The 24807-nt window shown below is 71.6% G+C and carries 28 protein-coding genes; 15 read left to right on the top strand and 13 right to left on the bottom strand.

Annotated elements, in window-relative coordinates:
* Positions 1-29 precede the first annotated feature (29 nt).
* The 4 genes from V6U90_RS23920 to V6U90_RS23905 all read right to left on the bottom strand — a co-directional run bounded on the left by V6U90_RS23920 (position 30) and on the right by V6U90_RS23905 (position 3525).
* Positions 30-1166, bottom strand: coding sequence for a glutathione-independent formaldehyde dehydrogenase (locus V6U90_RS23920; RefSeq protein ID WP_334440824.1), 1137 nt, complete (start codon positions 1164-1166; stop codon positions 30-32).
* A gap of 44 nt (positions 1167-1210) precedes the next feature.
* Complete coding sequence (locus V6U90_RS23915; protein WP_334440822.1) at positions 1211-1861, bottom strand: HAD family hydrolase; 651 nt, start codon at positions 1859-1861, stop codon at positions 1211-1213.
* Positions 1862-1895: 34 nt separating this feature from the next.
* Positions 1896-2723, bottom strand: coding sequence for an SCO6745 family protein (locus tag V6U90_RS23910; RefSeq protein WP_334440878.1), 828 nt, complete (start codon positions 2721-2723; stop codon positions 1896-1898).
* A gap of 133 nt (positions 2724-2856) precedes the next feature.
* Entirely contained in the window at positions 2857-3525 is a 669-nt protein-coding gene (locus tag V6U90_RS23905; protein WP_442933662.1) for an FKBP-type peptidyl-prolyl cis-trans isomerase, read from the bottom strand.
* Between the two features lie 109 nt (positions 3526-3634).
* Between V6U90_RS23905 and V6U90_RS23900 the strand changes: the two genes are divergently transcribed.
* Positions 3635-4027: a PPOX class F420-dependent oxidoreductase gene (locus V6U90_RS23900; RefSeq protein ID WP_334440819.1), complete on the top strand. Its 393-nt coding sequence runs from the start codon at positions 3635-3637 to the stop codon at positions 4025-4027.
* Between the two features lie 30 nt (positions 4028-4057).
* Here the strand turns inward: V6U90_RS23900 and ku are convergent, their stop codons facing one another.
* Positions 4058-5122 (bottom strand): non-homologous end joining protein Ku, encoded by a 1065-nt coding sequence (ku, locus tag V6U90_RS23895; protein WP_334440816.1) that lies wholly within the window; start codon positions 5120-5122, stop codon positions 4058-4060.
* An 85-nt stretch (positions 5123-5207) separates the two neighbouring features.
* Between ku and ligD (V6U90_RS23890) the strand changes: the two genes are divergently transcribed.
* The 4 genes from ligD (V6U90_RS23890) (at position 5208) to V6U90_RS23875 (ending at position 7914) form a co-directional block, all read left to right on the top strand.
* Positions 5208-6149 carry a non-homologous end-joining DNA ligase gene (gene ligD, locus V6U90_RS23890; RefSeq protein ID WP_334440813.1) on the top strand — a complete coding sequence of 314 codons (942 nt, stop codon included), beginning with the start codon at positions 5208-5210 and terminating at the stop codon, positions 6147-6149.
* Positions 6139-7059 carry a non-homologous end-joining DNA ligase gene (gene ligD, locus V6U90_RS23885; protein WP_334440810.1) on the top strand — a complete coding sequence of 307 codons (921 nt, stop codon included), beginning with the start codon at positions 6139-6141 and terminating at the stop codon, positions 7057-7059. Before ligD (V6U90_RS23890) ends, ligD (V6U90_RS23885) begins: the two co-directional genes overlap by 11 nt.
* Before the next feature lie 82 nt (positions 7060-7141).
* Positions 7142-7477, top strand: a complete 336-nt coding sequence (locus V6U90_RS23880; protein ID WP_334440808.1) for a type II toxin-antitoxin system RelE/ParE family toxin — start codon at positions 7142-7144, stop codon at positions 7475-7477.
* Positions 7474-7914 carry a helix-turn-helix domain-containing protein gene (locus V6U90_RS23875; protein ID WP_334440805.1) on the top strand — a complete coding sequence of 147 codons (441 nt, stop codon included), beginning with the start codon at positions 7474-7476 and terminating at the stop codon, positions 7912-7914. The genes V6U90_RS23880 and V6U90_RS23875 overlap by 4 nt, the downstream gene beginning before the upstream one ends.
* Before the next feature lie 36 nt (positions 7915-7950).
* Here the strand turns inward: V6U90_RS23875 and V6U90_RS23870 are convergent, their stop codons facing one another.
* From V6U90_RS23870 to V6U90_RS23860, 3 genes are all read right to left on the bottom strand, one after another.
* Positions 7951-9129 carry a hypothetical protein gene (locus V6U90_RS23870; protein ID WP_334440802.1) on the bottom strand — a complete coding sequence of 393 codons (1179 nt, stop codon included), beginning with the start codon at positions 9127-9129 and terminating at the stop codon, positions 7951-7953.
* A 70-nt stretch (positions 9130-9199) separates the two neighbouring features.
* A complete protein-coding gene (locus tag V6U90_RS23865; protein ID WP_334440800.1) occupies positions 9200-9493 on the bottom strand; it encodes a hypothetical protein in 294 nt (97 codons plus the stop codon).
* Positions 9490-9741, bottom strand: coding sequence for a DivIVA domain-containing protein (locus tag V6U90_RS23860; RefSeq protein WP_334440875.1), 252 nt, complete (start codon positions 9739-9741; stop codon positions 9490-9492). The genes V6U90_RS23865 and V6U90_RS23860 overlap by 4 nt, the downstream gene beginning before the upstream one ends.
* Positions 9742-10186: 445 nt before the next feature.
* Here V6U90_RS23860 and V6U90_RS23855 point away from each other — a divergent pair, with 445 nt between their 5' ends.
* The 4 genes from V6U90_RS23855 to V6U90_RS23840 all read left to right on the top strand — a co-directional run bounded on the left by V6U90_RS23855 (position 10187) and on the right by V6U90_RS23840 (position 12725).
* Complete coding sequence (locus V6U90_RS23855; protein ID WP_334440798.1) at positions 10187-10405, top strand: winged helix-turn-helix domain-containing protein; 219 nt, start codon at positions 10187-10189, stop codon at positions 10403-10405.
* A 627-nt stretch (positions 10406-11032) separates the two neighbouring features.
* The gene (locus tag V6U90_RS23850; protein WP_334440795.1) at positions 11033-11995 is read left to right on the top strand and encodes a zinc metalloprotease; all 963 of its coding nucleotides are present in this window, start codon (positions 11033-11035) and stop codon (positions 11993-11995) included.
* A 170-nt stretch (positions 11996-12165) separates the two neighbouring features.
* Complete coding sequence (locus V6U90_RS23845) at positions 12166-12381, top strand: toxin HicA (RefSeq protein ID WP_334440792.1); 216 nt, start codon at positions 12166-12168, stop codon at positions 12379-12381.
* Entirely contained in the window at positions 12381-12725 is a 345-nt protein-coding gene (locus V6U90_RS23840) for a type II toxin-antitoxin system HicB family antitoxin (protein WP_334440789.1), read from the top strand. The genes V6U90_RS23845 and V6U90_RS23840 overlap by 1 nt, the downstream gene beginning before the upstream one ends.
* An 83-nt stretch (positions 12726-12808) precedes the next feature.
* Here V6U90_RS23840 and V6U90_RS23835 read toward each other — a convergent pair whose 3' ends face one another.
* Positions 12809-14488, bottom strand: a complete 1680-nt coding sequence (locus tag V6U90_RS23835; RefSeq protein WP_334440786.1) for a DNA repair helicase XPB — start codon at positions 14486-14488, stop codon at positions 12809-12811.
* 163 nt (positions 14489-14651) lie between these two features.
* Here V6U90_RS23835 and V6U90_RS23830 point away from each other — a divergent pair, with 163 nt between their 5' ends.
* Positions 14652-15527: a L,D-transpeptidase family protein gene (locus tag V6U90_RS23830; RefSeq protein WP_334440783.1), complete on the top strand. Its 876-nt coding sequence runs from the start codon at positions 14652-14654 to the stop codon at positions 15525-15527.
* 46 nt (positions 15528-15573) lie between these two features.
* Positions 15574-15864: a hypothetical protein gene (locus V6U90_RS23825; protein ID WP_442933661.1), complete on the top strand. Its 291-nt coding sequence runs from the start codon at positions 15574-15576 to the stop codon at positions 15862-15864.
* Here the strand turns inward: V6U90_RS23825 and V6U90_RS23820 are convergent.
* The gene (locus V6U90_RS23820; RefSeq protein ID WP_334440780.1) at positions 15839-18328 is read right to left on the bottom strand and encodes a helicase-associated domain-containing protein; all 2490 of its coding nucleotides are present in this window, start codon (positions 18326-18328) and stop codon (positions 15839-15841) included. The genes V6U90_RS23825 and V6U90_RS23820 overlap by 26 nt on opposite strands.
* Positions 18329-18396: 68 nt before the next feature.
* On the opposite strand from V6U90_RS23820, the gene V6U90_RS23815 reads away from it, so the two are divergent.
* Both V6U90_RS23815 and V6U90_RS23810 read left to right on the top strand, forming a co-directional pair.
* Complete coding sequence (locus V6U90_RS23815) at positions 18397-19014, top strand: HAD family hydrolase (protein ID WP_334440777.1); 618 nt, start codon at positions 18397-18399, stop codon at positions 19012-19014.
* Positions 19015-19048: 34 nt separating this feature from the next.
* Positions 19049-19435 carry a cold-shock protein gene (locus V6U90_RS23810; protein WP_334440774.1) on the top strand — a complete coding sequence of 129 codons (387 nt, stop codon included), beginning with the start codon at positions 19049-19051 and terminating at the stop codon, positions 19433-19435.
* On the opposite strand, the gene V6U90_RS23805 is transcribed toward V6U90_RS23810, so the two are convergent.
* Positions 19396-20235: a 1,4-dihydroxy-6-naphthoate synthase gene (locus tag V6U90_RS23805; RefSeq protein ID WP_334440771.1), complete on the bottom strand. Its 840-nt coding sequence runs from the start codon at positions 20233-20235 to the stop codon at positions 19396-19398. The two genes, V6U90_RS23810 and V6U90_RS23805, sit on opposite strands and share 40 nt — an antisense overlap.
* Before the next feature lie 368 nt (positions 20236-20603).
* On the opposite strand from V6U90_RS23805, the gene V6U90_RS23800 reads away from it, so the two are divergent.
* Positions 20604-21500 carry a GNAT family N-acetyltransferase gene (locus V6U90_RS23800; protein WP_334440769.1) on the top strand — a complete coding sequence of 299 codons (897 nt, stop codon included), beginning with the start codon at positions 20604-20606 and terminating at the stop codon, positions 21498-21500.
* An 8-nt stretch (positions 21501-21508) separates the two neighbouring features.
* On the opposite strand, the gene V6U90_RS23795 is transcribed toward V6U90_RS23800, so the two are convergent.
* On the bottom strand, positions 21509-22177 hold the full coding sequence (locus V6U90_RS23795) for a futalosine hydrolase (RefSeq protein ID WP_334440767.1): 669 nt from the start codon (positions 22175-22177) through the stop codon (positions 21509-21511).
* Positions 22174-23862 (bottom strand): MFS transporter, encoded by a 1689-nt coding sequence (locus V6U90_RS23790; RefSeq protein WP_334440764.1) that lies wholly within the window; start codon positions 23860-23862, stop codon positions 22174-22176. Before V6U90_RS23790 ends, V6U90_RS23795 begins: the two co-directional genes overlap by 4 nt.
* 86 nt (positions 23863-23948) lie before the next feature.
* Here V6U90_RS23790 and V6U90_RS23785 point away from each other — a divergent pair, with 86 nt between their 5' ends.
* A complete protein-coding gene (locus V6U90_RS23785; RefSeq protein ID WP_334440869.1) occupies positions 23949-24788 on the top strand; it encodes a DUF3027 domain-containing protein in 840 nt (279 codons plus the stop codon).
* Positions 24789-24807 lie beyond the last annotated feature (19 nt).

Raw genomic sequence — 24807 nt, 5'->3', positions numbered from 1 at the left:
CGACCGCCCGCCGCGCGTGGCGTCCCCGGTCAGCCGCCCGGCTTCAGCACCACCTTGGAGTAGTTCTCCTCCCGTCGGTCGAAGCGTTCGTACGCGTCCGGCGCCTGCCCCAGCGGAAGCTCCTTGCTGACCACGAAGCCCGGCCTCGCCCGCCCCGCGACGATCATGTCCCGCAGGTAGCTGTTGTACGTCTTGACGTTCGCCTGCCCGGTCGCCATCCGCAGGCCCTTCTCAAAGAACCGGCCCATCTTGACCAGCAGTTCGCCGTGGCGCGAGTGGATGTCCGGGGCGCCCGGGTCGTGGGCCAGGTACAACCCGACCACCCCGATCGCGCCGGTGGCCCGGACCACCTCGATCAGACTGTTCAGCACCGAGGCGGGCTGCTCCTCGCCGCTGGCGGCGGTGGCCTGGTAGCCGACCGCGTCCACCCCCTTGTCGGTGCCGGTACCGCCGGTCGCCTCCCTGATCTGCTCGACCGGGTCGGCCCGGGTGAAGTCGACCGGTACCGCGCCGATCGACTCGGCGAGCTTCAGCCGGGACGGCACCCGGTCGACCACGAACACCTTCGCCGCGCCCATCAGCATCGCCGAGTACGCCGCCATCAGCCCGACCGGCCCGCCACCCAGCACGGTGATGGTCTCGCCCGGACGCAGCCCGGTCATCGCCACCCCGTGGTAGCCGGTCGGGAAGATGTCCGCGAGCATGGCGAAGTCGTTCTCGTGGTCGGTGCCGGGCGGCAGCCGCAGGCAGTTGAAGTTCGCGAACGGCACCCGCAGGTACTCGGCCTGCCCGCCCCGGTACTTGCCCATGGACACGTAGCCGTACGCGCCACCGGCGAAGCCGGGGTTGACGGTGAGGCAGAAACCGGTCTTCTGTTCCCGGCAGTTGCGACAGAACCCGCAGGCGACGTTGAACGGCATGCTGACCCGGTCACCCTTGCGGATCCGGGCCACCCCGGGCCCGGTCTCCACCACCACGCCCATGTTCTCGTGACCGAACACGATGCCCGGTCCCGCCTCGGTCCGACCCTCGTACATGTGCAGGTCGGAACCGCAGATTGCGGTAGTGGTGATCCTGACGATCACATCGTTCGGATCCTCGATCCGGGGATCATCGACATCGACCACGGTCACCTGACGCGGCCCCTCGTACACCACAGCCTTCATGGTTCCGAAGGTAGGCGCCGAGCCGGAGGAATGCGGCGGATCGGTTATATCCCCTCGACCGCCGCGTCGGTCAACTCACCCACCATTGGCAGCACCAGCGCGGCGAGCCGCTCCGCGTCCGGATCCAGCGGGTACCCGGCGTGCGGTACGGCCACCACCCGCATCCCGGCGGCAGCGGCGGAGCGTACCCCGTTCGACGAGTCCTCGACCGCGACGCAGCGGGCCGGATCGACGCCGAGCCGCCCGGCCACCGCCAGGTAGACGTCCGGGGCCGGCTTGCCCCGCGCGGTCTCCTCGGTGGAGAGGCTGAACCGGAACGCGTCGGTGAGACCGGTCGCCTCCAGCGCCGCCGCGATCAGCCGGGTCGGCGAGGAACTCGCCAGCCCGAGCGGCCACCGCCCGGCCAGCCGGCGTACGACCGCCACGGAGCCGTCGATCACCGGTACGCCCCGCGCGTAGCGTCGGGCCATCTCGTCGACCACCTCGGTGGCCACCTGCTCCGGGGTCCGGTCCACGCCCAGTTCCGCGCTGAGGTAGGTCGACCACTCCCCGGTGCTCATCCCCATCAGCCGGCGCTGGGTGTCCGGCAGCCAGCGCCCGCCCCGGTCGGCGACGTACGCCCGGCGGACCTCCTCCCAGACCGGCTCGGAGTCCACGATCACGCCGTCCAGGTCGAAGACCACCGCATCCGTCACGGCCCCATCCTGCCCGACCGGCGGCGGCACCGCCTCACGGCGCCGGCGCGGGCAGACCGATCGGGTTACCGGCCGGCAGGACCGTCTGGCAGGCCAGGGCGATCGGGGCGAGCAGCTCCCGCAGCCGGTACGTCCGTTCCGGGCCCAGTACCCGCCAGGGCTTCGCGGCGGCCTCGTCGGTCGCGTTCTCGACCGCCCGGAACGCGGTCCGGCCCCGCTCGGTCGGCTGCCCGTCCCGGGTCAGCCACCACCGCTCGACCAGCCGTTCGGTGGCCGCCGCCCACTCCTCGTCGGTCCAGCCCCGGTGCGGCTGCAACGCCTCCCGGGACAGGTCGACCCTGCACCGCCAGGCGAGCGTCTCGACCGGGTCCAGCCCGGCCGCGACCAGCCCGGCGACGTGCCCGTCACCCCGGTGTTCGCGCAGCGTGGTGGCCGCCTGCCAGAGCCGGGCCAGCGGCCATTCGGCCCGGGGCAGCGCCGCGTTGACCGCGCCGAGTACCCGGCCCGCATGGTCGAGCGCCCCGGCCGCCTCCTCCAGCAGGTCGGCGGCCTCGGCGACCTGCTCCTCCGGCTGGGCGTAGGTCAGCTCGGCGAGCGCCTGGACCGCCCCGGTCAGCCGGGCCCGCAGTGCCTCCTGCGGGGTGGCCAGTCTCCACACCGACGGCAGCGCCCGGGACACCATGCCCGGGGCGAAGGTGAAGAACGCGGCGATTGCCGGCGCCGCCTCGACCGGGCCCAGCGGGGCCGCGCGGCCGGCGAAGTAACCCCGCCAGTAGCCACGCAGCCCCACCGCCTCGTACGCGGCCCGGGAACGCGGGTGGAAGTAGGTCACCGCGTGCACCGGCTCGAAGTGCGTCCACATCAGTCGGGCCAACCGGGCCGGATCGTCGCTCGTCGCCACGACTGCGAACCTAACCCCGGCCCGGTACCACGGAGAACCCCTCAGTGACCTTTAGAACGTCCGCGAGGTGAACCTGTTGCACCGCGAGGTGAACCTACTGGACCGCGAGGACGTCGACGACGAAGCGCAGCGGACCGGCCGGCCGCCCGCCGCCCGGGTTCTCGCCGTAGCCCAGCTTGGTGGGGATGTCGAGCTGTACCCGGCTGCCCACGGTCGCGCCGACCAGACCCTGGTCCCAGCCCGGGATCACCTGACCACCGCCGAGCTGGAAGGTGAACGGCTGGGACCGCTTCCAGGAGGCGTCGAACTCCTCACCGGTGGCGTAGAACGCACCCACGTAGTTCACGGTGATCTGCTGCCCGGCCTGGGCCGCCGGGCCGGTGCCCTTGATCAGCGGGGTCGCGGTCAGCTTGGTCAGCGTGCCGGTACCCTTGGCGACCGTCGGCTTGGTACCCAGCGCCGGGTCCGCGCCGGCCGGCAGCGGCGGGAAACCGGGGTCGGCCGGCTGCTGCGGCGCCTCGGCCGTGGTACCGGCCGACGGCGCGGCAGCCGGGTCGGCCTTGTCGTCGGTACCCCGGCCGACCGCCACGAACACCCCGATCAGGACGACCACGACGGCCAACCCGGCGAGCGCCCCGAGCACCGCCTGGCGGCGGCGTTTCGCCGCGGCGGCCCGCTCGGCGGCTGCCTTGGCGGCGGCCCGCTTCTCCGCCTTGGACATCGGGCGCTGCTCCGTCGCCTGGCCCGGTACGCGCTCGCTCACTCGTCGACTCCCTGCTGCAAGAGGTGGTGGGGCGGGGGGAGGTCGCCGCCCGAGAGGTCGGGGCAACGGTACCCGCCGGGGTCGGCGGCGCGGGGGTAGGTTCTCGGCCATGTCGATACTCACCGAAGAAGATGTCGCCCTGCTGACCGAATCGCACCTCGCGCACGTCGGCACGGTCGAGCCCGACGGCACCCCGCACGTCACCCCCGTCTGGGTGGACACCGACGGCGAGCACATCCTGTTCAACATCGTCAAAGGCTGGGTGAAGTACCGCAACATCGAGCGCAACCCGGCGGTGGCGATCTCGGTGTCCGACCGGGCCAACGACTTCCGGACCCTGTGGGTCAAGGGCACCGCGGAACTCGTCGAGGAGGGTGCCGACGAGCACATCGACAAGATGGCCCGGAAGTACCTCGGCCGGGACCGTTACCCCCGGCGGAAGTCCGGTGAGCAGCGGATCATCGTGAAGGTGACGGTCACCCAGAAGCTGGGGCTGCCCTGACCTGCGTGGGTCTGCCGCCGGGGTACGGCGTCAGGCGGTCTTCCGGGTCGTCTTCCGGGCGCCGGCAGCCTTCTTGGCCGGCGCCTTCTCCGGCTCGGTGGCCTTCTTCTCCGCAGTCTTGCGCCCGGTCGTCTTCTTCTCGGCGGTCTTCCTGGCCGGCGCCTTCTCCGCCTCGGTCTTCTCCGCCGTCTTCTTCGCGGCCTTCTTCGCCGGTGCCTTCGCCGCCTTCTGCTCCTCGGCCCTCTTCATCCCGGCTGCCTTCTGCGCCGAGCGGGCCGCCGAGATCGGGGTCGGTTCCCGGCCGCCGGCCGGCTCCCCCCGGGCCGTCCGGGCCCGCTCCACGGACGCCTTCAACGCCGCCATCAGGTCCACCGCGGCGGCCGGCGCCCGTTCCTCCTCCTCGGGCGCGACGATCTCCCGCCCCTCCACCTTCGCGTCGATGACCTCCTGCAACGCTGCCCGGTAGTCGTCGGTGAAGGCGTCCGGCTGGAAGTCCCCGGTCATCGAGTCGATCAACGAGCTGGCCATCGCCAGCTCCGGCGGGCGGACCGTGATGTCCTCGCCGAGAAAACCGAAGTCGGGCTGCCGGATCTCGTCCGGCCAGAGCATCGTGTTGAGCAGCAGCACACCCTCCCGGACCCGCAACGTGGCGAGCTGCTCGCGCTGGCGCAGCGCCACCTTGACGATCGCCACCCGCTCCGAGTCGAGCAGCGCGTCCCGCAGCAGCACGTACGGCTTGGTCGCCGCGCCCTCCGGCGCCAGGAAGTACGCCTTGTTGTAGAGGATCGGGTCGACCTGCTCGGCCGGTACGAACTCCAGCACGTCGATCGCGTGCGAACTGGTCAACGGCAGCTCGGCGAAGTCCTCGTCGGTCAGGATCACCATCTCCCCGCCGCCGATGTCGTACCCCTTGGCGATGTCGTCGTAGGTGACCTCCTCGCCGCAGACCGAGCAGGTGCGCTTGTAGCGGATCCGGCCGCCGTCGGCCCGGTGCACCTGGTGGAAGCGGATGTCCTTCTCCTCGGTCGCGGAGTAGAGCTTCACCCCGATCGAGACCAGGCCGAACGAGACGGCACCCTTCCAGATGGCCCGCATCTGCGCTCCCTTCCCCCGGTATTGACCAGGATCGCATCCGAACGAAGCGGGCGCGAGGAGTTCGGCGCCGTTCTACAGTCAGGAGGTGCCCGGCGCACCGCTTCGGCCGATGCTCGCGATCACCGGGGAGCTGCCCGCAGGCCCCGGCTGGGCGTACGAGTTCAAATGGGACGGGGTACGCGCCCTCGCCGAGATCTCCGGCGGCCGGCAGCAGCTCTACGCCCGGTCCGGCGTGGAGATCACCGCCGCCTACCCGGAGCTGGGCACCCTGCATCAGCAGGTGGACGACGCGCTCCTCGACGGAGAGGTGGTGCTCTTCGGGGCGACCGGTCAACCGTCCTTCACCGCGCTGGCCGAGCGGATGCACGTCCGCGACCGGCACAGGGCGGCCCGGCTCGCGGCGGTCGCCCCGGTCACGTACATGATCTTCGATCTGCTCCGGTTGCGTGGCGCGGACCTGACCGGGTGGCCGTACCACCGGCGCCGGGCGGCCCTGGCGGAGCTCGGGCTCGGTGCGGCCCGCTGGGCGGTACCCCCGGACTTCACCGACGGCCCGGCCACCTACACCGCCGCCGGCGAACACGGCTTGGAGGGGGTGATGGCCAAGCGGGTCGACTCGGTCTACCGGGCCGGCGTGCGGTCCCCGGACTGGGTCAAGGCCAAACTGGAGGTGACCGGGGACTTCGTGGTCGGCGGCTGGCGCCCCGGCGCCCGACGGATCGGTGGCCTGCTGGTCGGGGTACCGGGACCGGACGGTCGGCTGATCTACCGGGGCCGGGTCGGCGGCGGGATCGGTGCGGCCATCGAACGGGAGCTTCTCGCCGAACTGGAGCCGCTGCGCACCCCCGACCCGCCGTTCAGCCGTGACGTGCCCCGGGAGGATGCCCGGGGCGCCATCTGGGTAAGACCCACCATCGTGGTCGAGGTGAAGTACGGCCAGCGCACCCCGGACGGGCGGCTGCGCTTCCCCCGGCTGCTGCGGCTGCGCCCAGACAAACCCCCGGAGGAGGTCGACGATGCCGGCTGACACCCGGAAGACCCGCGTCGAGGTCGAGGGACGTGAACTCACCCTGTCCAACCTGGACAAGGTGCTCTTCCCCGAGGCCGGCTACACCAAGGGCGAGGTGATCGACTACTACACCCGGATCGCCCCGGTGCTCCTGCCGCACCTGACCGACCGCCCGGTGACCCGGATCCGCTTCCCCAACGGGGTCGACGACAAGTCGTTCTTCGAAAAGAACGCCCCGGCCAGCACCCCGGACTGGGTACGCCTGGAGACCCTGCCCGTGCCGGGATCGTCCAAGGGCCGGGAGACCATCGCCTACGTCGTCGCCGACGACCTGCCCACCCTGGTCTGGCTGGCCAACCTGGCCGCCCTGGAACTGCACACCCCACAGTGGAAGATCGGCCGGCACCCGGACATGCTCGTCGTCGACCTGGACCCGGGCGCCCCGGCCGGGCTCGCCGAGTGCTGCGCGGTCGCGCTGCTGATGCGGGACCGGCTCGCCGACGACGGTCTGGACAGTTACCCCAAGACCTCGGGCAAGAAGGGCATGCAGTTGTGCTGCCCGATCGCCGGCAACCAGGACGCCGACCTGGTCTCCGGGTACGCCCACCGGATCGCCGCCGAACTGGAGCGGGCGCACCCGAAGCTGATCGTGTCGAAGATGGCGAAGAACCTCCGCCCTGGCAAGGTCTTCATCGACTGGAGTCAGAACAACGCGGCCAAGACCACGGTGGCGCCCTACTCCCTTCGGGCCCAACCGACGCCCTCCGTGTCGACGCCCCTGACCTGGGCAGAAGTCGAAGCCGGCACCGACCGTCGCCGCCGATCGCTGCGCCACTGCACCCCGGACGAGGTGCTGGAGCGGGTCGACGAGCACGGTGACCTGCTCGCCCCGCTGCTCACTCCAGGCCCGAAACTGCCCATCGGTTGACGCTGTTCTGGCTACCGGACGTTCGATAGCTCTGGCTACCGGACGTTCGGTAGCTTGATACCAGGCGTGTTATCTTGGCTGGGTGAGCTGGGCCGTCCTCGTCCACCCAGAAGCTGACCTTGAGCTCGGCAAGGTCGGTCCACGCGAGCGTGTTGCGATCGTCAACGCCCTCAAGAAGCTCCAGGAAATTGGACCATCGCTCGGCTATCCCCACACTTCGGATGTCAGAGGCGCCAACCATCTGCGTGAGCTTCGTCCCCGTGCAGGTCGCTCCCCGTGGCGCGCCTTCTACCGTCAGATCGGTTCGGCTCTTGTCGTCGGTGCCATCGGCCCAGAGGCAGAGGTGGACCCCAAGGGATTCAAACGGGCAACCAGCATTGCGGAACAGCGCTCGGATGAGGTGGAGGACGGGTCATGAAGCTTTCCGACATGAAGCCCTTGGACCAGGTGATTGCGGAGAATCGTCAAGATCCGCAGTTTCAGGTCGAGTGGGACCGAACTGCCTTCGCCCGGGCTGTCGCCATCAGAGTCATCGCCTACCGCACCAGGACTGGTCTGACCCAGCGAGACCTGGCCAAAACTACCGGACTTACTCAGCCAGCCATTGCCCGACTTGAGCGCGGCGATCACGAACCGTCGTTGGGCACGCTGGCCAAGCTGACGAAGGCCACAGGGCTCTCCTTTGAGCTGAAGGTTGCGGGTGGAAGCGTGGACCTGTCGGCTCGGAGCGTCCAGCAGTTGCGTAAGTGGACCAGGGCCGTGCAGGTGCCGAAGGGCGGTCGCTGGGTTCTCCGGAACACCGGCAAAGGGGTGCAGGGTCAGGAGGCGGCGCCGTCCGAGCGAATCGCCTCCTGAGCCTGTCCGATCGCTTTCGTCTGACTTCCTAACACCTCAGGCGGCGGGCCAGGTGGTGAACGAGACCCGGGCGTCAAGGTTGGCTGGTACGCCGAGGTAGCGGTAGCAGTTGACCCGGATCTGCGTGTCGGAACCGAGGCTCGACCAGCCGGCCAGGACGCAGTGTCCACGGGGATCGCTGTCGAACATGCCCCGGTGCGCGTTGACGAAGGCGGTGCCGAAGGGGGTCGCCGTCCCCGTGAACGTCATCGTGTACTGCCCGGTGCCGAACACCGTTCCGGACGCGCCGCCGTACCCGGGGAGGGTCGAGTTGTAGCTGTCGCCGAAGATCCGGCCGTCGCGGACCGTGTCCCGGTAGAGCGTGCCGCTGGCGAACCGGGGACCGGTGGACCTGCCGAGCAGGTCGACCCGGGAGCCGTACGTCACGGTGAACCGCGAGTCGACCGGGTTGCCGGCCGCGTTGACGCACCACACGTCCCGACTGTCCGGCCGACCGGTCTGGCAGTGCACCGCGCTGGTGGCGTACGCGGTCACGTGCGTCATCGGGAAGATCGGTGCCCCGTACTCGCTGTCCGGGTTGCGGTTGATGTGGAACCGGTAGTGCCCGGTCCCGAGCCGCTCGTAGGAGATCGGCCCGCCCGTCGAGTCGTACCGGTAGCTGTGGGTGATGGTCCGCACCCCGGTCGGCGCCGCCTGGTCGGTCCAGAAGTACGCCAGCCGCCCCTGGCTGATCTGCCGCACGTTCGTGTAGGTCGCCACGAACCGGCTGTCCACCGCGGCGCCGGTCGCCGCGAAGCAGCGGACCACGATCTCCTGGTCCACCCCGCTCAGGCTGCGACCCCAGGCAGCGACCGTGCAGTGGACCGGCCCGCCGCCGTACGCCACGACGTGCGCGACGCCACCGCTGGTGGCCGCGCCCTCAAGCACGACCGTGTACGCCCCGACGCTGGTCCGGCGGATGGTCACCGGGTTGCCGGTGGAGTTGACGGTGTAGCCGCCAGTGATCTGGTACTCGGCGGTCGTCGGTGAGTGCGCCCAGACCGTGGCCGTCACCTCGGTCGCCAGGGTCCCGACCGGTCCTGCCGAAGCCGGCGCCGACGCGGTCGACAGGGGCCCGGCCAGCGCCCCGGCCAACAGGGTGGCCAGCCCTGCGGTCAGCGCTGACGCCCTCCACCGCAACCGCGATGCTCCGATCCGTTCATCCGACCACATCACCGTGACCTCCTGACCGCAGTATTCACGGCAGCGAGTGTGGCAATCACTCGCCAGTGCGGCCGGCTGGCCCTCAATGGAACCGGAGGGTGTTCCGCCGGTGGCGGATGATCCGCCGGGTGCAGGGCACGGCGTGGTCGGTGGGCAGCGCGCACCGGCCGCCGCCGGGCAGCAGCCGGTCACAGAACACGCGATGGCGTACGCCCTGACTGTCCTCCTCGGAGACCGTGACCTCTCCGGTGTCCACGGCCCGGGTGAGGCTGGCCAGGGCGCGGGCGGCGGTCCGCGCGAACATCCGGGCCCGGGCCAGGTCGGGCACGGTGATCGGCAGGTGGATCACCCATCGGGTACCCGGCGACAGGCTCATCGACCGGCCAGTTCGTAGGCGCTGGGGGCCTGGGCGGACTGCCAGGCCCGCAGCGCGTCCTTGATGCGCGTGTTCTCCTCGCGGACGGCGGCCAGCGCGGTCTGTGCGACGGCGAGTTCGGCGGCGACCCGGTGCAGGAACGCGTTGACCTCGGTCGGGTCGAGCCCTTGGCGGCGGTGGCTGAAGCAGCGTTCGCGGACCTGCCAGGGCCGCAGCGGCGGGTAAGCGGTGCGCCCGTCCGGGACCAGGTCGGCGGTTGTCCCCGGTGGACGGCGCCGGCGGCGATCGGGCAGGTGGCGAACGAGTAGCAGGTGGCGCAGGAGTCTACGCACGACAGGGTCACCTTCCGTTTGGGTGATCTTGGCCCTGGTGGTGTTACCTGGATGGAAGGGGGTGCCCCTGCCAGTTCGGGTCCGGCAGGGTCACCCCCGCCCTGTCACCGCAGCCTCGATCGGCGAGTACGGCAACAGGGCTGTCTAATGCGACGCGGGGCCGTCCACGAAGGCGCCAACCGACCGCTTCGGCCACCTCGTCGCTGACAGTGACGCTATCGACACTGGCATACCTGCGTCAAGTACTTCGCCGTCCTCTCTGGCAAACCATCATCACCTACCTCACTCGTCTTACATGCGTTGCCTGTCTCGAATCTGCGATCAATACTGGGAGGGCCAACCGACTGCAAGGGGCCATCTCGTGCCTATTCCACCCACAATGGATGAACTGCTTGACAGCCTGTTGAGCCGGATCGAGGGAGGGGCCTACCCTCCTGGCTCTCAACTGCCGTCCGGTCGACAACTAGCCGCCGAGTACAACGTCTCCCACTCCACCATTCAGCGAGCCGTGGCGACGCTGCGGGAGCGGGGGATCCTGGTCGGGCGTCCGGGGCGCGGCGTCTTCGTCGCCGAGAAGTAGCAACGCCGAGACAGAGGCCAGCAGCCGCCGGGCCCGATGGGTTTCGTCAAGCGGCGACCGGTGTGGTGGAGCGGGCAGGCAGCAGGACTCCGGCTCGCCGCCTGTCGAGCTGCACCGTCTGTGCCAGCACGCGAGAGGGGCTGTCCCGCCGGGACGACATCGGCCACCCGCTTCTGCCCTGATCGGCCTTGGCCACCTGTCTGCGACCGGCTTGGCCTTGGCCACCTGTCTGCGACCGGCCCGGCCTCGACCCCCCTGTTTCTCGTTTTCCAGGTAGTCGCGGTGTCAGCCCCGGCCCGATGGCCCGACTTCCTGAAAACACAGTGGATCAAAACACGGTGGATCAAAACGGAGTGGATCGCGGGGCGTCCCCGGACAGGGCTGGGGAAGGTGGGTGCCCGGCTGGCGAGGTGCCGGCGACGGTACGGACTGCGGGTCAGCCGGAAGGCGTAGCGGCAGGTAGCGGGCTTCGACCAGGACGGTATCTGTCGCGTTCCCGGCCCTGAGGGCTGTTCTTGCCGCCGCCGACGTGTTGTCATACCGGAACGACGACGTCACTGACCTCGTCGCGGAGGCCCCCGGTGATCCCGCTCCGCCTCCCTTCCCTCATGCGTGAAAGGTGCAAGGATGCACAGAAGACCCACCTTCCGACTGGCGGTTCTCACCGCTGCCGCCGCCACCTTCCTGGCGGGCGGCGGTGCCTCCGCAGCGGTGGTCACGGCAGCGCCCACGACCGCCTCCCCGGGTGTCGAGGCGTGCGAGCCGGGTGCCGACGAGCACAGCGCGGCCCGGGTGGCCGAGGGTGCCACCGCCCAGGAACCGGAGCTGTACTCGAAGAACGAGGCGAACGCCTACGGCGTGATCAAGGATTCGCCGCGACTGCCCGACGGCAGCGTCACCGTGCCCACGGTCTTCCACATGATCTCCGACCACCCGCTCACCGCCGCCGAGACGGCGCGGTGGAACACCATGATTGCGGACCAGGTGGAGGTGCTCAACGATTCGTTCGCGGGCCGTACCGCGCCGGACGCCGCCGACACGCCGTTCCGGTTCTCGCTCGTCGACACGACGTGGACGGTGAACAGCGACTGGTACACGGTCGTGCCGGGCAAGAACGAGCGGGACATGAAGAAGGCGCTCTACACCGGCGACGCCCGTACCCTGAACGTGTACGCGGCGAACATCGGCGGTGGGCTGCTCGGCTGGGCGTACTTCCCGAAGGGCTACAACACCGGCCGGGACTACATCGACGGCGTGGTGATCCTCGACGAGTCGATGCCGGGCGGTACGGCGGGCAAGTATGCCCTGGGTGACACGCTGACCCACGAGGTCGGGCACTGGATGATGCTGGAGCACACCTTCGCCCACGGCTGCGCCGCCTCCGGTGACTTCGTCGAGGACACTCCGCGCGAGGCGGCTCCGCAGTTCAACTGCCCGGTGGGCGCGGACTCCTGCGCCGCCCCGGGGCTGGACCCGATCCACAACTTCATGGACTACACGCAGGACTCCTGCATGAACATGTTCACCCCGGGCCAGGCGGACCGGATGAGCGACGCCTGGGTGGCCTTCCGCGCCGGTGGCGCCAAGTAGGCAGACCCTGGCACGGGTCGACGGGCCGCTGACGGCGGCCCGTCGACTCGTTAAGTCGAGCGTCGGAGCTTCGGGTAGGCCCGTAGCCGGCGTGTGCCCAGTGCGTTGGCGACTGGTACCGTCAGTAGTACCATTTCTGACTGCCGTCCATAGCCAAGCTCGTTGAAGCGATGCGGAAGAACCAGCAGAACATCGCGTACAACGATCTCTACCGGGTGTGTGAGCACCATTTCGGGAAACCGCGCCAGACCGGCACATCCCATGCCGTGTTCAGGATGCCCTGGGCCGGCGACCCGCAGGTCAACATCCAGGATGACAAGGGCAAGGCCAAGCCTTATCAGGTGCGACAGGTGCTCAAGGCGATCGACAAGAAGGAGGCGCTGTGATGTCGGAACCCCACCCGGAGATCTCCCACTACACCTACCGCGTCACGTGGTCGGCCGAGGATCGCGAGTTCGTCGCCACCTGCGCCGAGTTTCCGTCCCTCTCGTGGCTGGCCCCTTCCCAGATCGAGGCGCTGCAGGGACTCCAAGAGCTGCTGCGTGAAGTGGTCGCCGACATGGCGGAGCAAGGCGAGCAGGTGCCGGAGCCGCTCGCCGAGCGCAGCTACTCGGGCAAGTTCAACCTCCGTGTCGGTGAGAGCCTGCACCGCGAGCTTGCCATTCACGCCGCTGAGGAGGGCATCAGCCTCAACCAGTACGTGCTGCGGAAGCTCAGCGCCGCTGCCTGACCCCGTGCCCGGAAGTCGCCCGGGTTGAATCGTCTCTGCTAGCAGCTCGACAGCGGGCGGGAGATGGTCGGCCTCGGCGCGAGTCAGTCCATCCTGGGCAGCGGCGGACCGAGTACGTCGTCGGCGTCGACGATCGTGTAGGCGTACCCCTGCTCGGCGAGGAAGCGCTGCCGGTGCGCCGCGTACTCCGTGTCGATGGTGTCCCGCGACACCACCGTGTAGAAGTGCGCCTGCCGGCGGTCGGCCTTGGGCCGGAGCACCCGGCCGAGCCGCTGCGCCTCCTCCTGCCGGGAGCCGAACGTCCCGGACACCTGGATCGCCACCGCCGCCTCCGGCAGGTCGATGGAGAAGTTGCCGACCTTCGAGATGACCAGGGTGCGCAGCTCACCGGAGCGGAACGCGTCGAAGAGCCGTTCCCGCTCCTTGTTGGTGGTGGAGCCCTGCACGATCGGGGCGTCCAGGAACTCCCCGAGCTGGTGCAACTGGTCGATGTACCCGCCGATCACCAGCACCTGCTCGTCGGCGTGCCGGTCGACCAGCGCCTTCACCACCGGCAGCTTGGTCCGGGCGGTCGCCGCCACCCGGTAGCGCTCCTCCGCCTCCGCCGTCGCGTACGCCAGCCGCTCCGCGTCGGTCAGTGTCACCCGTACCTCGACACACTCGGCCGGGGCGATCCAGCCCTGCGACTCGATGTCCTTCCACGGGGCGTCGTACCGCTTCGGGCCGATCAGGCTGAACACGTCGCCCTCCCGACCGTCCTCCCGGACCAGGGTGGCGGTCAGGCCGAGCCGCCGGCGGGCCTGGAGGTCGGCGGTGAACCGGAAGATCGGTGCCGGCAGCAGGTGCACCTCGTCGTAGATGACCAGACCCCAGTCGCGGGCGCCGAACAGGTCCAGGTGGGTGAAGGCACCGCCGCGCCGCGAGGTGAGCACCTGGTACGTCGCGATGGTGACCGGGCGGATCTCCTTGCGCTCGCCGGAGTACTCCCCGATCTCCTCCTCGGTCAGCGAGGTACGCGCGACCAGTTCCCGCTTCCACTGTCGACCGGCGACCGTGTTGGTGACCAGGATCAGCGTGGTCGCCTTCGCCTCGGCCATCGCGGCGGCCCCGACCATGGTCTTGCCGGCGCCGCAGGGGAGCACCACCACGCCCGACCCGCCGGCCCAGAACGCCTCGACCGCCTCCCGCTGGTACGACCGCAGGCCCCACGCCGGCCGGCCGTCCTTGCCGGCCTCGGCCAGCTCGATCTGGTGCGCCTCGCCGTCCACGTACCCGGCCAGATCCTCGGCCGGCCAGCCGAGCTTGAGTAGCGCCTGCTTCAGCCGACCCCGCTCCGACGGGTGCACCGCGATCGTGTCGTCGTCGAGCCGGGCGCCGAGCATCCCGGCGAGCTTCTTGCTCTTGGCGACCTCGATCAGCACCATCCGGTCCAGCGCCCGCAGCACCAGCCCGTGCACCGGATCGTTGGCCAGCTGCAACCGGCCGTACCGGTCCATCGTCTCGGTGACGTCCACCAGCAGCGCGTGCGGTACCGGGTAGCGGGAGAACCGCAGCAGCGCGTCCACCACGCCCTCGGCGTCGTGCCCGGCGGCCCGCGCGTTCCACAACCCCAGCGGCGTCAGCCGGTAGGTGTGCACGTGCTCGGGGGAACGCTCCAGCTCGGCGAACGGCGCGATCGCCATCCGGCAGGCCTGCGCGTCTGGGTGGTCGACCTCCAACAGCAGGGTCTTGTCGGACTGGACGATCAGTGGTCCACCGCTCACGCCGATGCCTCCTTACGCAGCCGCCTTACGCAGCCGCAACGATCCTCGGGCCGACCCACCAGTCTTGCACGTCGGCGAGGTTGCCGAGAAAATCTCCTCACCCCGTGCAACCGAACGGGTACGGCTGTGCGTCTAGCAGACGATGGCTGCGTCGGGAGGGCAGATGAGGAATCCACGTCCCACCGTCCGGGTACTTGCCCTGGCAGCGATCACGCTGGTCGGCGCCGGAGCGTGTACGTCCGGGTCGCGAGCCGACGGGGATCCGGCAGCCGGCCGCACCCCGGTCCGGGTCGCGGAGCAGGTAACGGGGGCGGGCGGCTCGCCCGGGCCGGACCAGCGGAAACGTCCCACTCCCACGGCCGGCCCGACGCGCAGCAAGCCGACGCCGACGCCGACGCCGACCACTAGCCGGCCGGCACCCCGCACCACGACGACGTCACCGGCCAGCGGCTGCCCGCAGGGCGAGCACCAGCGGGCGGTGGAGACCTACCTCGCCCGGCTCGGCGGGTTCGGCGCGGTCACCGTCGACGGCCGGCAGTCCGCCGCCGACTGCGCCGCGATCAAGAAGTTCCAGCAGCGGTACGACATCCGTCCGGCTGCCGGTCGGGCCGGCCCGACCACGTACGACGTGGCCAAGCGGCTGGCCACCACGGACGTCCGGGCCTGCAAGGCCGGCTCGGGTACCACCTTCTGCATCGACCTGACCCGGCAGACCACCTGGGCGATGCGGGACGGCAAGGTGATCATGAAGCCGACGGTGACCCGGACCGGCATGCCCGGCTACGCCACCCCGGCCGGCACCTTCAAAATCAACTTCCGCAACGTGAAGGAGTGGTCCGACCCGTACGAGGTGTGGCTACCGTACTGGCAGCACTTCACCCAGGGCATGGGCTTCCACCAGACCACCACCTACCTGCACAACAAGGACATCGGCTCACACGGCTGTGTCAACTTGTTGCCAGCAGACGCGGTACGGATGTGGGAGTTGGGCAAGGTGGGCACGACGGTCAAACTCATCGGGCGCCGCCCCGGCACCTGAGGAAGTGTCACTGTTGACCCTGGTGACGGGTGGACGGGAGGCACAGGTGACAGTTGACCGGGATGTGACCACCGACGACGCGGAACTGCCCGCTTTCGACCCCCGCCCGGCACCCGCGCCGGTGACCCGGGCCACCGTGGTGGCGTACGCGGTCGTCGCCGTCGGACTGGTCGGCTGGTTCCTCTTCGGCTGGCTGGTGCTCCGGCAGGGCTTCATCGCCTCGGTCGGGGAGGCCGTCGGCACCGCCTTCGCCCTGCTGCTGGCCGTCTCCGTCATCGGCACGGTCCGGCGCAGCCGCCGGGCGGACCGGCCTACTCGTCCAGGACCGCCGCCGTGATCCGGTGCAGCGCGAAGGTGTGCAGCATCTCCGTGCGCTCGTCCTCGGCCCGCAGGTAGCCCGCACCGATCGACACCGGCCGGACCAGCCGGGACGCGGTCGCCCCGTGCGCGTCGACGTACCCCACCCACACCTTCAGCTTGTCCCGGACCGCCTGCTGGAGCACCGCGAGTGCCTGCGTGTGGTCGTGCACACTGCCCGCGCCGCTCGGTCCGGTGGCACCGCGTACCGTCTCCGGCACCCGCCGGGCGGCCCGCGCCGCCGCATCCCCCCGCCGGATCTGCTCCACGATGCCGAGCAGCCGGGGCGTGCTCAACTGCGGTGTGGTCAGCGGGTCGACGAGCCGGTTCGCCACCGACACCCGGGCCGGTGCCCGGCGGGCCTTCGGCCGGGTCAGCACCGCCGCCCCGGTGGCGTCCTCCGGGACCGGCGCGTACCCCGCGTCGCGCAACGCGTTCAGCATCCGTCCCACCTGGAACGCGGTGACCAGCACAGTCGGCGCCAACCGGCGCAGGCCCAGCGACTCCAGCCGCCGGTCCGCCAGTACCTCGGTCAACAGCCCCTCGTCGTCGCTGCGCAGGTACGCACCCGCCGATCCGACCCGCAGCCCGCCGTGCCGGCGCGCCATGTCGTCCACCAGGTACGTCAACGCCTGCGGCACCGGGGTACGGGACCGCCGCCGGAACAGGCCGTGCAGGTCGTCGGCCGAGTAGCCGGCGTCCAGGGCACGCCGGACACTGGCCGGGGTGACCCGGTGCACGCTCGCCCCGCCCGCCGACTCGGGCTCGGTCACCGCGTCCAGTTCGGCGGCGAGCGTCGGCTCCGGCGGCCCGGGTACCACCACGCTCAGGTCGGCCTGGACGAGGAAGTGGTCGACCGGGGCGGGTAGCAGCGCGTCGAGGGCGCGGACCGCCGTGGACGCCTCACCCGGGCCCATATCGGCCTCGGGGCGGATACCCAGCGGGTCGTCCGCCGAGGCGGCGGCCCGGGCATCCGCAGCGGCCAGCTCGGTCAGCAGCAACCGGCCGTACGAGGTGAGTGCACCCAGCCCGGTCACGCCCAGCCGGGCCGCCTCGACCAGCACCTCCCGGTGTGCCGCCTCCCGGCCCCGGCTGCGTCGGGGGGCCCGCCAGTCCAGCAGGGCCAGCACCTCGTCCGCCCCCGGCGCGGTACCCACGGGCAGGTCGGCGAGGACCGCCAGTACCGCCCGGCGGGCAGCCGGTGCGGCGGCGCGTTCCGCCTCCGGCGAGAGTGCGTTGATCGGCCGGTCCCGGTCGTCGCGCTGCCCCACCAGCCCCACCTGACGGGTCATGGTCAGCCAGGCCCGGGCCAGCTGCTCCCAGCGCTGGGCCAGCGAACCGGCCCGCCACAGCTCGTAACCGGCTGTGGGCAGCACCTGCTGGTCGGCACCGCTGCGGGTGGTGGTGGCCCCGGGCAGGTCCAGCTCACCGGCGAGCCCGGCCGCGTACGTGGTCTCCAGCAGCAGGGCGGTGGTCGGCTCGTCCACCCCGACGGTCCGCGCCAACCGGCGCAGGTCGCGTACCCCGACCCCGCCGGACCGCAGCACCGGTGCCGGCTCGGCGGCCAGCGCCTCCAGCAGCGCCTCGGCGTGGCGTACCACCTCCAGAGCCTGCCCGGCCCCGGCGGAGTCGGCAGCCTTCGGCTCGCGGGCCGGGCCACCCGGCGCGGGGGGCTGCGGGTGCAGCGGCCCCAGCGGCCCGCTCTCCCGGCGGAGCAGCAGACCCAGCTCGCGGGGAAGCTCGACGGCGGCCTCCCCGGCGCCGTCACCCTCGCCGGAGATCACCACCAGCAGACCCTGGTCGACCAGCCAGCGCACCGGCGAGCCGGTCGGTGCCCCACCGTTGACCTGGTCGGCCGGCAGGTCCGCCTCGGCCCCGGCGGGGACGGTCCGCAGGGCGCCGGGCGGGAGGGTGCCGACCGGTGGGCCGGCAGCCAACCGGTCGAGGATCTTGCGCGCCGCCGGTGGGGCGGCCAGCACCGTCCGGCGCAGCCGGGCCGGGTCCGCGCAGAGCGCGGCCGTCCGGGGGTCCAGCTCCGCCGCCGGCCGGCCCAGACCCGCCGGGTACGGCGGGGACACCTCGTCGACCCCGGGTACCACCCGCAGCGCGTCCTCCGTGCCGTACAGCAGGAAGAGCGCCCGGAGCCGGTCCAGTGCGCCGCGTACGGCAGCCGGGTCGGTGCCGCCGGCCAGGTCCAGTACCGCCCGGACCGAGGTCCCGCTGTCGGCCGGGCCCCGGGTCAGCCGGGCGGCGTCCAGGATGCGCAGGGTGAACTGGTCCAGCCCGTCCAGGGCACGGGCCACCGAGACCCGGGACTGGGCGCGCAGGGCCAGCGCGGATACGTCGGCGGGTACCGGCACGACGAGGTCCGGCCGCAGCCGTAGCAGGGCGGCCAGCGAGTCGTCGGACAGGTTCCGCAACTGGTCGGCAAGTGAGGTGGTCATCGTCGTTCCACGCTATCCGGCCGGCGGCCGGTCGGCCCGTCGGACGTCCGGCCGGATAGGTTCGGCCGGTGTCCCCTCTTGTGGTCGGTTTCGACCTTGACATGACCCTGGTGGATTCCCGCCCCGGGATCGCCGCCTGCTACCGCGCCCTGACCGCCGAAACGGGGGTGTACGTCGACGCCGACGCGGCGGTGTCCCGGCTCGGCCCGCCGTTGCGGACCGAGATCAGCCGGTGGTTCCCGCCGGAGCAGGTCGAGTCCGCGGTCGCCCGGTACCGGGAGCTGTACCCGGCGTACGCGATCACTCCGACGGTGCCGCTGCCCGGCGCGGTCGAGGCCCTCGCCGCGGTACGCGGCCAGGGCGGCCGGGTGGTCGTGGTCACCTCGAAACTGGGCCGGCTCGCCCGGCTGCACCTGGACCACCTCGGGATGACCGTCGACGAGGTGGCCGGTGACCTCTTCGCCGAGGAGAAGGCGACTGCGATCAGCCGGTACGGTGTCGGCGTCTACGTCGGTGACCACGTTGCGGACATGGTGGCCGCCCGGACCGCCGGTGTTCCGGGTGTCGGGGTCACCACCGGTCCCTGCCGTGCAGACGAGCTGGTCGATGCCGGAGCCCGACTGGTACTCGATGATCTCACCGGATTCCCGGCGGCGCTGGCGGGCCTGATCCGGCTAGCCTGGTGACATCAGCAGTCTCCTACGAAGCAGGGGTTCTCAGGTGCCGACGGGTCGAGTGAAGTGGTATGACGCGGCCAAGGGATACGGGTTCGTCACCAGCGACGAGGGTGGCGACGTGTTCCTGCCCAAGGGCGCGCTACCGGCGGGGGTCACCGATCTGAAGGGCGGTCAGCGCATCGATTTCAGTGTGGTGGACAGCCGCCGGGGCGCCCAGGCGATGGGAGTCAAGGTGCTGGACGCGCCGCCGTCGATGGCCGAGCTGCGACGCCGCCCGGCCGAGGAGCTGCACGGGCTGGTCGAGGACATGATCAAGGTGCTGGAGGCTAAGGTCCAGCCGGATCTGCGCCGGGGCCGGTTCCCGGACAAGAAGACCGCGCAGAAGGTCGCTCAGCTGGTCCACGCGGTCGCCCGCGAGCTGGAGATCTGAGGGACCCGGGGGGTCAGCCCGGCGTCGGCTGCCCGGCGGAGCAGGGCGTCCACTGCCGCATGACCCTCCGCTCCCAGGTCGGCGGTGAAATCGTTGACGTAGAGCCCGATGTGCCGGTCCACCACGTCGGGCTCCATCTCCTGGGCGTGGGCCAGCACGTAGTCCCGGCTCGCCGCCGGGTCGGCCCACGCCTGGCGCACCGAGGCGCGGATCCATCCGGCGGCGGCCACCGGGTCGACCGTGCCGCGCCGGGCCAGGATCGCACCGAGCGGGATCGGCAGGCCGGTGTCGCGCTCCCACCATTCGCCCAGGTCGACCAGGGCGGTAAGCCCGTGCCGGGGGTAGGTGAACCGGGCCTCGTGGATTACCAGTCCCGCGTCGTACCGGCCGGCAGCGACGCCCGGCATGATCTCGTGGAACGGCACCACCTCGATCCGCGCCGGGGGCCGGTCCGCCGACCAGAGCCGGAAGAGCAGGTACGCGGTGGTCCGGTCGCCGGGTACCGCCACGGTGGCGCCGGTCAGGTCCGCCCGGTCGGCCCGGGTGAGTACCAGCGGGCCGCACCCCCGCCCGAGTGCCCCGCCGCAGGGCAGCAGGCGGTAGTCGTCGAGCAGCCAGGGCAGCGCCGCGTAGCTCACCTTGACCAGGTCGAAGGCACCCCGCTCGGCAGCGGTGTTGGTGACGTCCACGTCGGCGTAGGTAACCTCGACCGGCGGTGCCCCGGGTACCCGACCGTGCACCAGGGCGTGGAAGACGAAGGTGTCGTTGGGGCAGGGCGAGATCGCCAGCGAGAGCGTCACGCCCCAACCGTAACCGCACGGTCCTCGCGCCGCCCGCGCCGCCCGGCCGCGCGGGGGAGGAGGACCGAGCCCTTGGTTGACCCGCTGTCGAGCTGCTAGCGCAGACGGGGCGCTGTGGCGATGGCCATTTGCCCGTGCCCGTGTCGTGCCGGTCCGGTGCCGGTGCCGGTGGTCGTGGTGCTGGTCCCCGATGGTTTCCGGGGCGGGAAGCCGTTGTCCGGTTGTCGATCCGCTAGCACATCCGGAGCAGCTCGACAGCGTCCCACCAGGACTGCGCCATCCCACGCCAGATGAGTTTTCCACAGCCTTATCCACAGGTTTCGGATGGCTGTTGATGAGGGTCGGGACGAGGCGCGACCATCCGGAGCATGGCCGAGGAACCGGGTGGGTGGGATGTGGGCGCGATCCTGCGGGCGGTACGCCGTGCTGCGGATCTCAGTCAACGGGAGTTGGCGGCGAGAGCTGGGGTGCCCGGGAGCACAGTCGCGCGGATCGAGTCTGGGCAGGCGGGGAACCCCGGCTTCCGGACCGTGGAGCGGCTGGTCCGGGCGGGCGGCGGCCGGCTGACGGTCGAACCGCCCGGGACCGAACCGCCCGGGACCGGGGCAAACCGCGCCGGGGTAGACGGCGCCGGGACAGACGGAGGTGAGGCGGTCGGTCCGGGGAATGTGGAGGCGGTGCCCGGCGCGGAGTTGCGGGACCGGGCGGGCCGGCGCTACCCGGCGCATCTGGATGTCCGCGAGGTGCGAGAGCCCCGGGACTGGCCGGGCGCTTGGTGGGCCCACTGGTACGACTTGCCCCCCGAGCGGTGGCCGCTCCCGGTGCCGGCTGCGACGTACGACCTGTGCCGCCGGCGGCGGGACCACCGCCGTTGGGGTGAGCGGGTGCGGCAGCTGGTCCGGGTACGCCGGGTCACGGCGGGACTGCCCGAGGGTTCCTGGCGGTTCGTGGCGGATCTGCCGGACGGCGGGACCATCGGTGAGTTGCGGGCTCACCAGCGGAGCCTGGACCTGCGCTACGGCTACGACACCGGTGACCAGCGGGAACTCGTGCTCGACGGGGTGCTGGTCGCCCCCGGGTACCAGCTGCTCGGCATCGGCCGTCGGCTGCTGGGAGCCTTCGTCGAGGAGATGGACCGGGCGGGCATCCCGGAGGCGTACGCGATCGGGGAACCCGGATCGTCCGGGTTCCTGACCGCCTGCGGGTTCCGGGTCGAGGCCGGGCGTCCGGTGGCGTTGTCACTGGCCCGGCGCCCACCGGGCTGAGCCTGCGCCTACCAGACTGAGCCGAGCGCGGTCGCCGCTGCGGTCAGCGCCGCGAACGCCTCCCGCATCCGCCAGTTTCCCCGGTCACGGGGACCGATCGGGTTGGAGATGGTGCGCAACTCGGCGAAGGGGAGGCCGGCCTGCGTGGCGGCGACGCCCACGGCGTACCCCTCCATCGCCTCGGCCACGGCGTCCCGGTGCCGCTCGGCGAGGACCCGGGTGCTGGCGGCGGTGCCGGTGACGGTGCTCACGGTCAACACCGTGCCCACGGTCGCTCCCGGCAGGGCCTGCCGGAGCGCACCGAGCAGCACCGGGTCGACGTCGACCAGGATGCCTCCGCCGAGCTGGTCGAGGGGCATGCCCAGCTCGTCCAGCGGGATGAACCCGTCCGGGGACTCGGCGCCCAGGTCGGCGGCGACGCTGCGGCTGGCCAGTACGGTGCCGCCGACCTCGACCCGGTCCGGGAAACCGCCACCGATCCCGGCGCTCAGCACCGCCCGGTACGGACGCCCGGCCGCCTCGGCCAGCGCCAGCAGGCGGGCCGTCGCGGCACCGGCCGCGCCCGACCCGACCCCGACCGGTGCGACGGTCACGGCCTTCGCAGGCGAACCGGCCAGCCCGGCCCGGACCGCCTCCGCCTCGACCGGTACGGCGGTGACGACCAGCAACCCCGTCACGACAGCGGCCCCCGGGGCTCGCTGCGGGACTCGTCCTCGCCGGCTCCCGGTCCGGCGACGGCGGAGGACGGCCGGTAGATGTGGTAGCCGGGCGGCGCGAGCAGGTCGTCCGGTACCGGATCCGGTGCCGGACCTGTCCGCGCCGGCGCGGGGGAGGTCGGCGTCGGATCGCCGTCGCCGGCCGCCCGCACCCGGGCTGCCTTACGCTCCTCGGCGGCAGCCTGCCGTTCCTCGGCTGCGGCACGCTCCTCCGCCGCAGCCTGCTCGTCCGCAGCGGCGATCTCCTCGTCGGTCGGCACCGACCCGCGGAGCCGCTCCCGCCGGAGCCGTCGGACCACCAGCAGGGCACGGATCGCGGCCAGCAGACCGAACCCGGCCGCCACCGCGACGCCGATCCGGCCGGCGAAGGGGACCAGCCCCAGCCCGCCGCCGGCCACGAAGGCGAGCATCAGGGCGGTCTCCGAGTGGGCGAACGAACTGGCCCGCAGCCGTTCCGGGATGCGTTCGGAGATGGAGGCGTCCACCGACAGCTTGGCGATGCCGCTGACCAATGCGGTGACCAGACAGAGCAGGGCCACCGTGAGGAGCGAGAAGCGCAGCGCGGCGAGCGCGGCCACGCCGGCCACCACGACCATCCCGGTGGACTGGATGCCGGTCGGATGGTGGATGCGCAGCCGGGTACCGATCGCGGTGGCGAGGAAGCTGCCGACCGCGAGGGCTGCGCCGACCAGTCCCAGCGCCCCCTCCGGCCCCAGGTCGCGATCGAACACCCGGGTGGTCAGGTCGCCGGCCTTGATGGCGAAGGCGAGAAAGAGCAGCAGGAAGCCGTAGAGACCACGGAGCGCGGCAGCGCCCAGCAGGGTGGCGATGACCAGCCGACCGGTGGGCCGACCCCGGCCCAGTGGCCGGTCCCCGGTGCTGCGTCGCAGCCCCAGGGCGCGTAGCGGACGGGGTACCCGCTCCGGCGGCTCGGAGTCCGCCTTCGGTGGCAGGCGCAGGGCGATCACCATGCCGACCAGGAAGATCACCGAGGCCACCCGGAGCGGCCACTGCGGCCCGAACCAGAACGCGGCCAGGCCGATCGGGGCGACGAGGGCGCCCGCCACGGTGCCGTAGACGCTCGCCCGTGCGCCGACCTGGGAGAGGCCGAGCCCTTCCGGCAGCAGCCGGGGCACGGCCGCCGAGCGGGCCACGCCGTATGCCCGGGAGAGGGCGAGCACCCCGAAGGCTGCCGGGTACAGCCCGAACCCGTTGATGTAGTCGGAGATCAACCAGGCCAGGAAGGCCCGGCCGAGCATGGTGGTGGCCAGGGCGTACCGCCGGCCGTGCCGCAGGTGGTCGAGCAGTGGGCCGACCACCGGTGCGAGCAGTGCGAACGGCACCATGGTGACCAGCAGGTAGAGCGCCACCTTGCTGCGCGCCTCGCCGAGCGGCGCGTTGAAGAAGATCGTCCCGGCCAGGCCGATCGCGATCAGGGTGTCCCCGGCGCAGGAGACCGCGTGCAGATCGAACAGGCGCACCATGCCGGTCTCGCCGCCGGCGCTTCTCGTCCGGGCCCGCCCGACCCGGCGGGTCAGCCAACGGCCGGTGCCGATGGTCCCTCTGCCCAGCAGTCGGATTCCCCGGATGCCCGTGCCGATGGTGCGCCCGAGCAGCGACCGGTCGGAGCGGGAGAACAGCGGCATGTGCACCATCCTCGCCCATCGCGCCACCGGCTGTCGGGTCTGTCTTGCGAAGAGCTGCGGGGAGTGCCTGACAGACGCCCGTACCCATAGGGAAGAATGAGCGTGTGACCAGGACCGCCGCTACCCGAGCCGCCCGTCTCGATCAGGTCTGCGCCGCCGCCGTCGAGGTGGCCCGGGCTGCGATCACCGAGGTGGACCCGTCCGACGTCGGCGAGCACCTCCAGGCGGTCGCGGAGGCCGACCGGGTGGTCACCCACTTCTTCGAGTGCCACCTCGATGGGTACCAGGGCTGGCGCTGGGCGGTCACCGTGACCCGGGTGCCGCGCAGCCGGCACGTGACGGTCTGCGAGGCGGTGCTGCTCCCGGGATCCGACGCGTTGCTTGCCCCGGGCTGGCTGCCCTGGCAGGAGCGCCTCCAGCCGGGTGACCTGGGCCCCGGTGACCTGCTGCTCACCCCGCAGGATGACGACCGGCTCGCCCCCGGCTACCTGCTCTCCGACGATCCGGCGGTCGAGGAGACCGCATGGGAGCTGGGTCTCGGGCGCCCCCGGGTGCTCTCCCGGGAGGGGCGTACCGAGACGGCTCAGCGCTGGTACGACGGTGACCACGGTCCCGGCGCGGCGATCTCGGTCGCGGCCCCCGCCTCGGCCCGGTGCGGAACCTGTGGCTTCTACCTCCCGCTGGCCGGCGCGCTGCGGCAGTCCTTCGGGGTCTGCGGCAACTTCTACGCCCCTGACGACGGCCGGGCGGTCAGCGCCGACCACGGTTGCGGCGCCCACTCGGAGGCGTTGGCGGAGACTCCCGAGACGCCGGTGGAGGAGCTGCCGACGATCTACGACGACAACGCGGTGGAACCGGTGTCGGTCAGCAGGGCATCCGGCTCGGTGGAGTCCGGCGAGCCGGCGGAGCCGTACGGACACCCGTGACGGTTCCCGCACCGGTGCC

Origin of the sequence: Micromonospora sp. CPCC 206060, assembly GCF_036906895.1 — a bacterium.
Lineage (GTDB): Bacteria > Actinomycetota > Actinomycetes > Mycobacteriales > Micromonosporaceae > Micromonospora.
The sequence above is the reverse complement of the archived record's forward strand: the minus strand, read 5'-3'. Positions and strand labels throughout refer to the sequence as shown.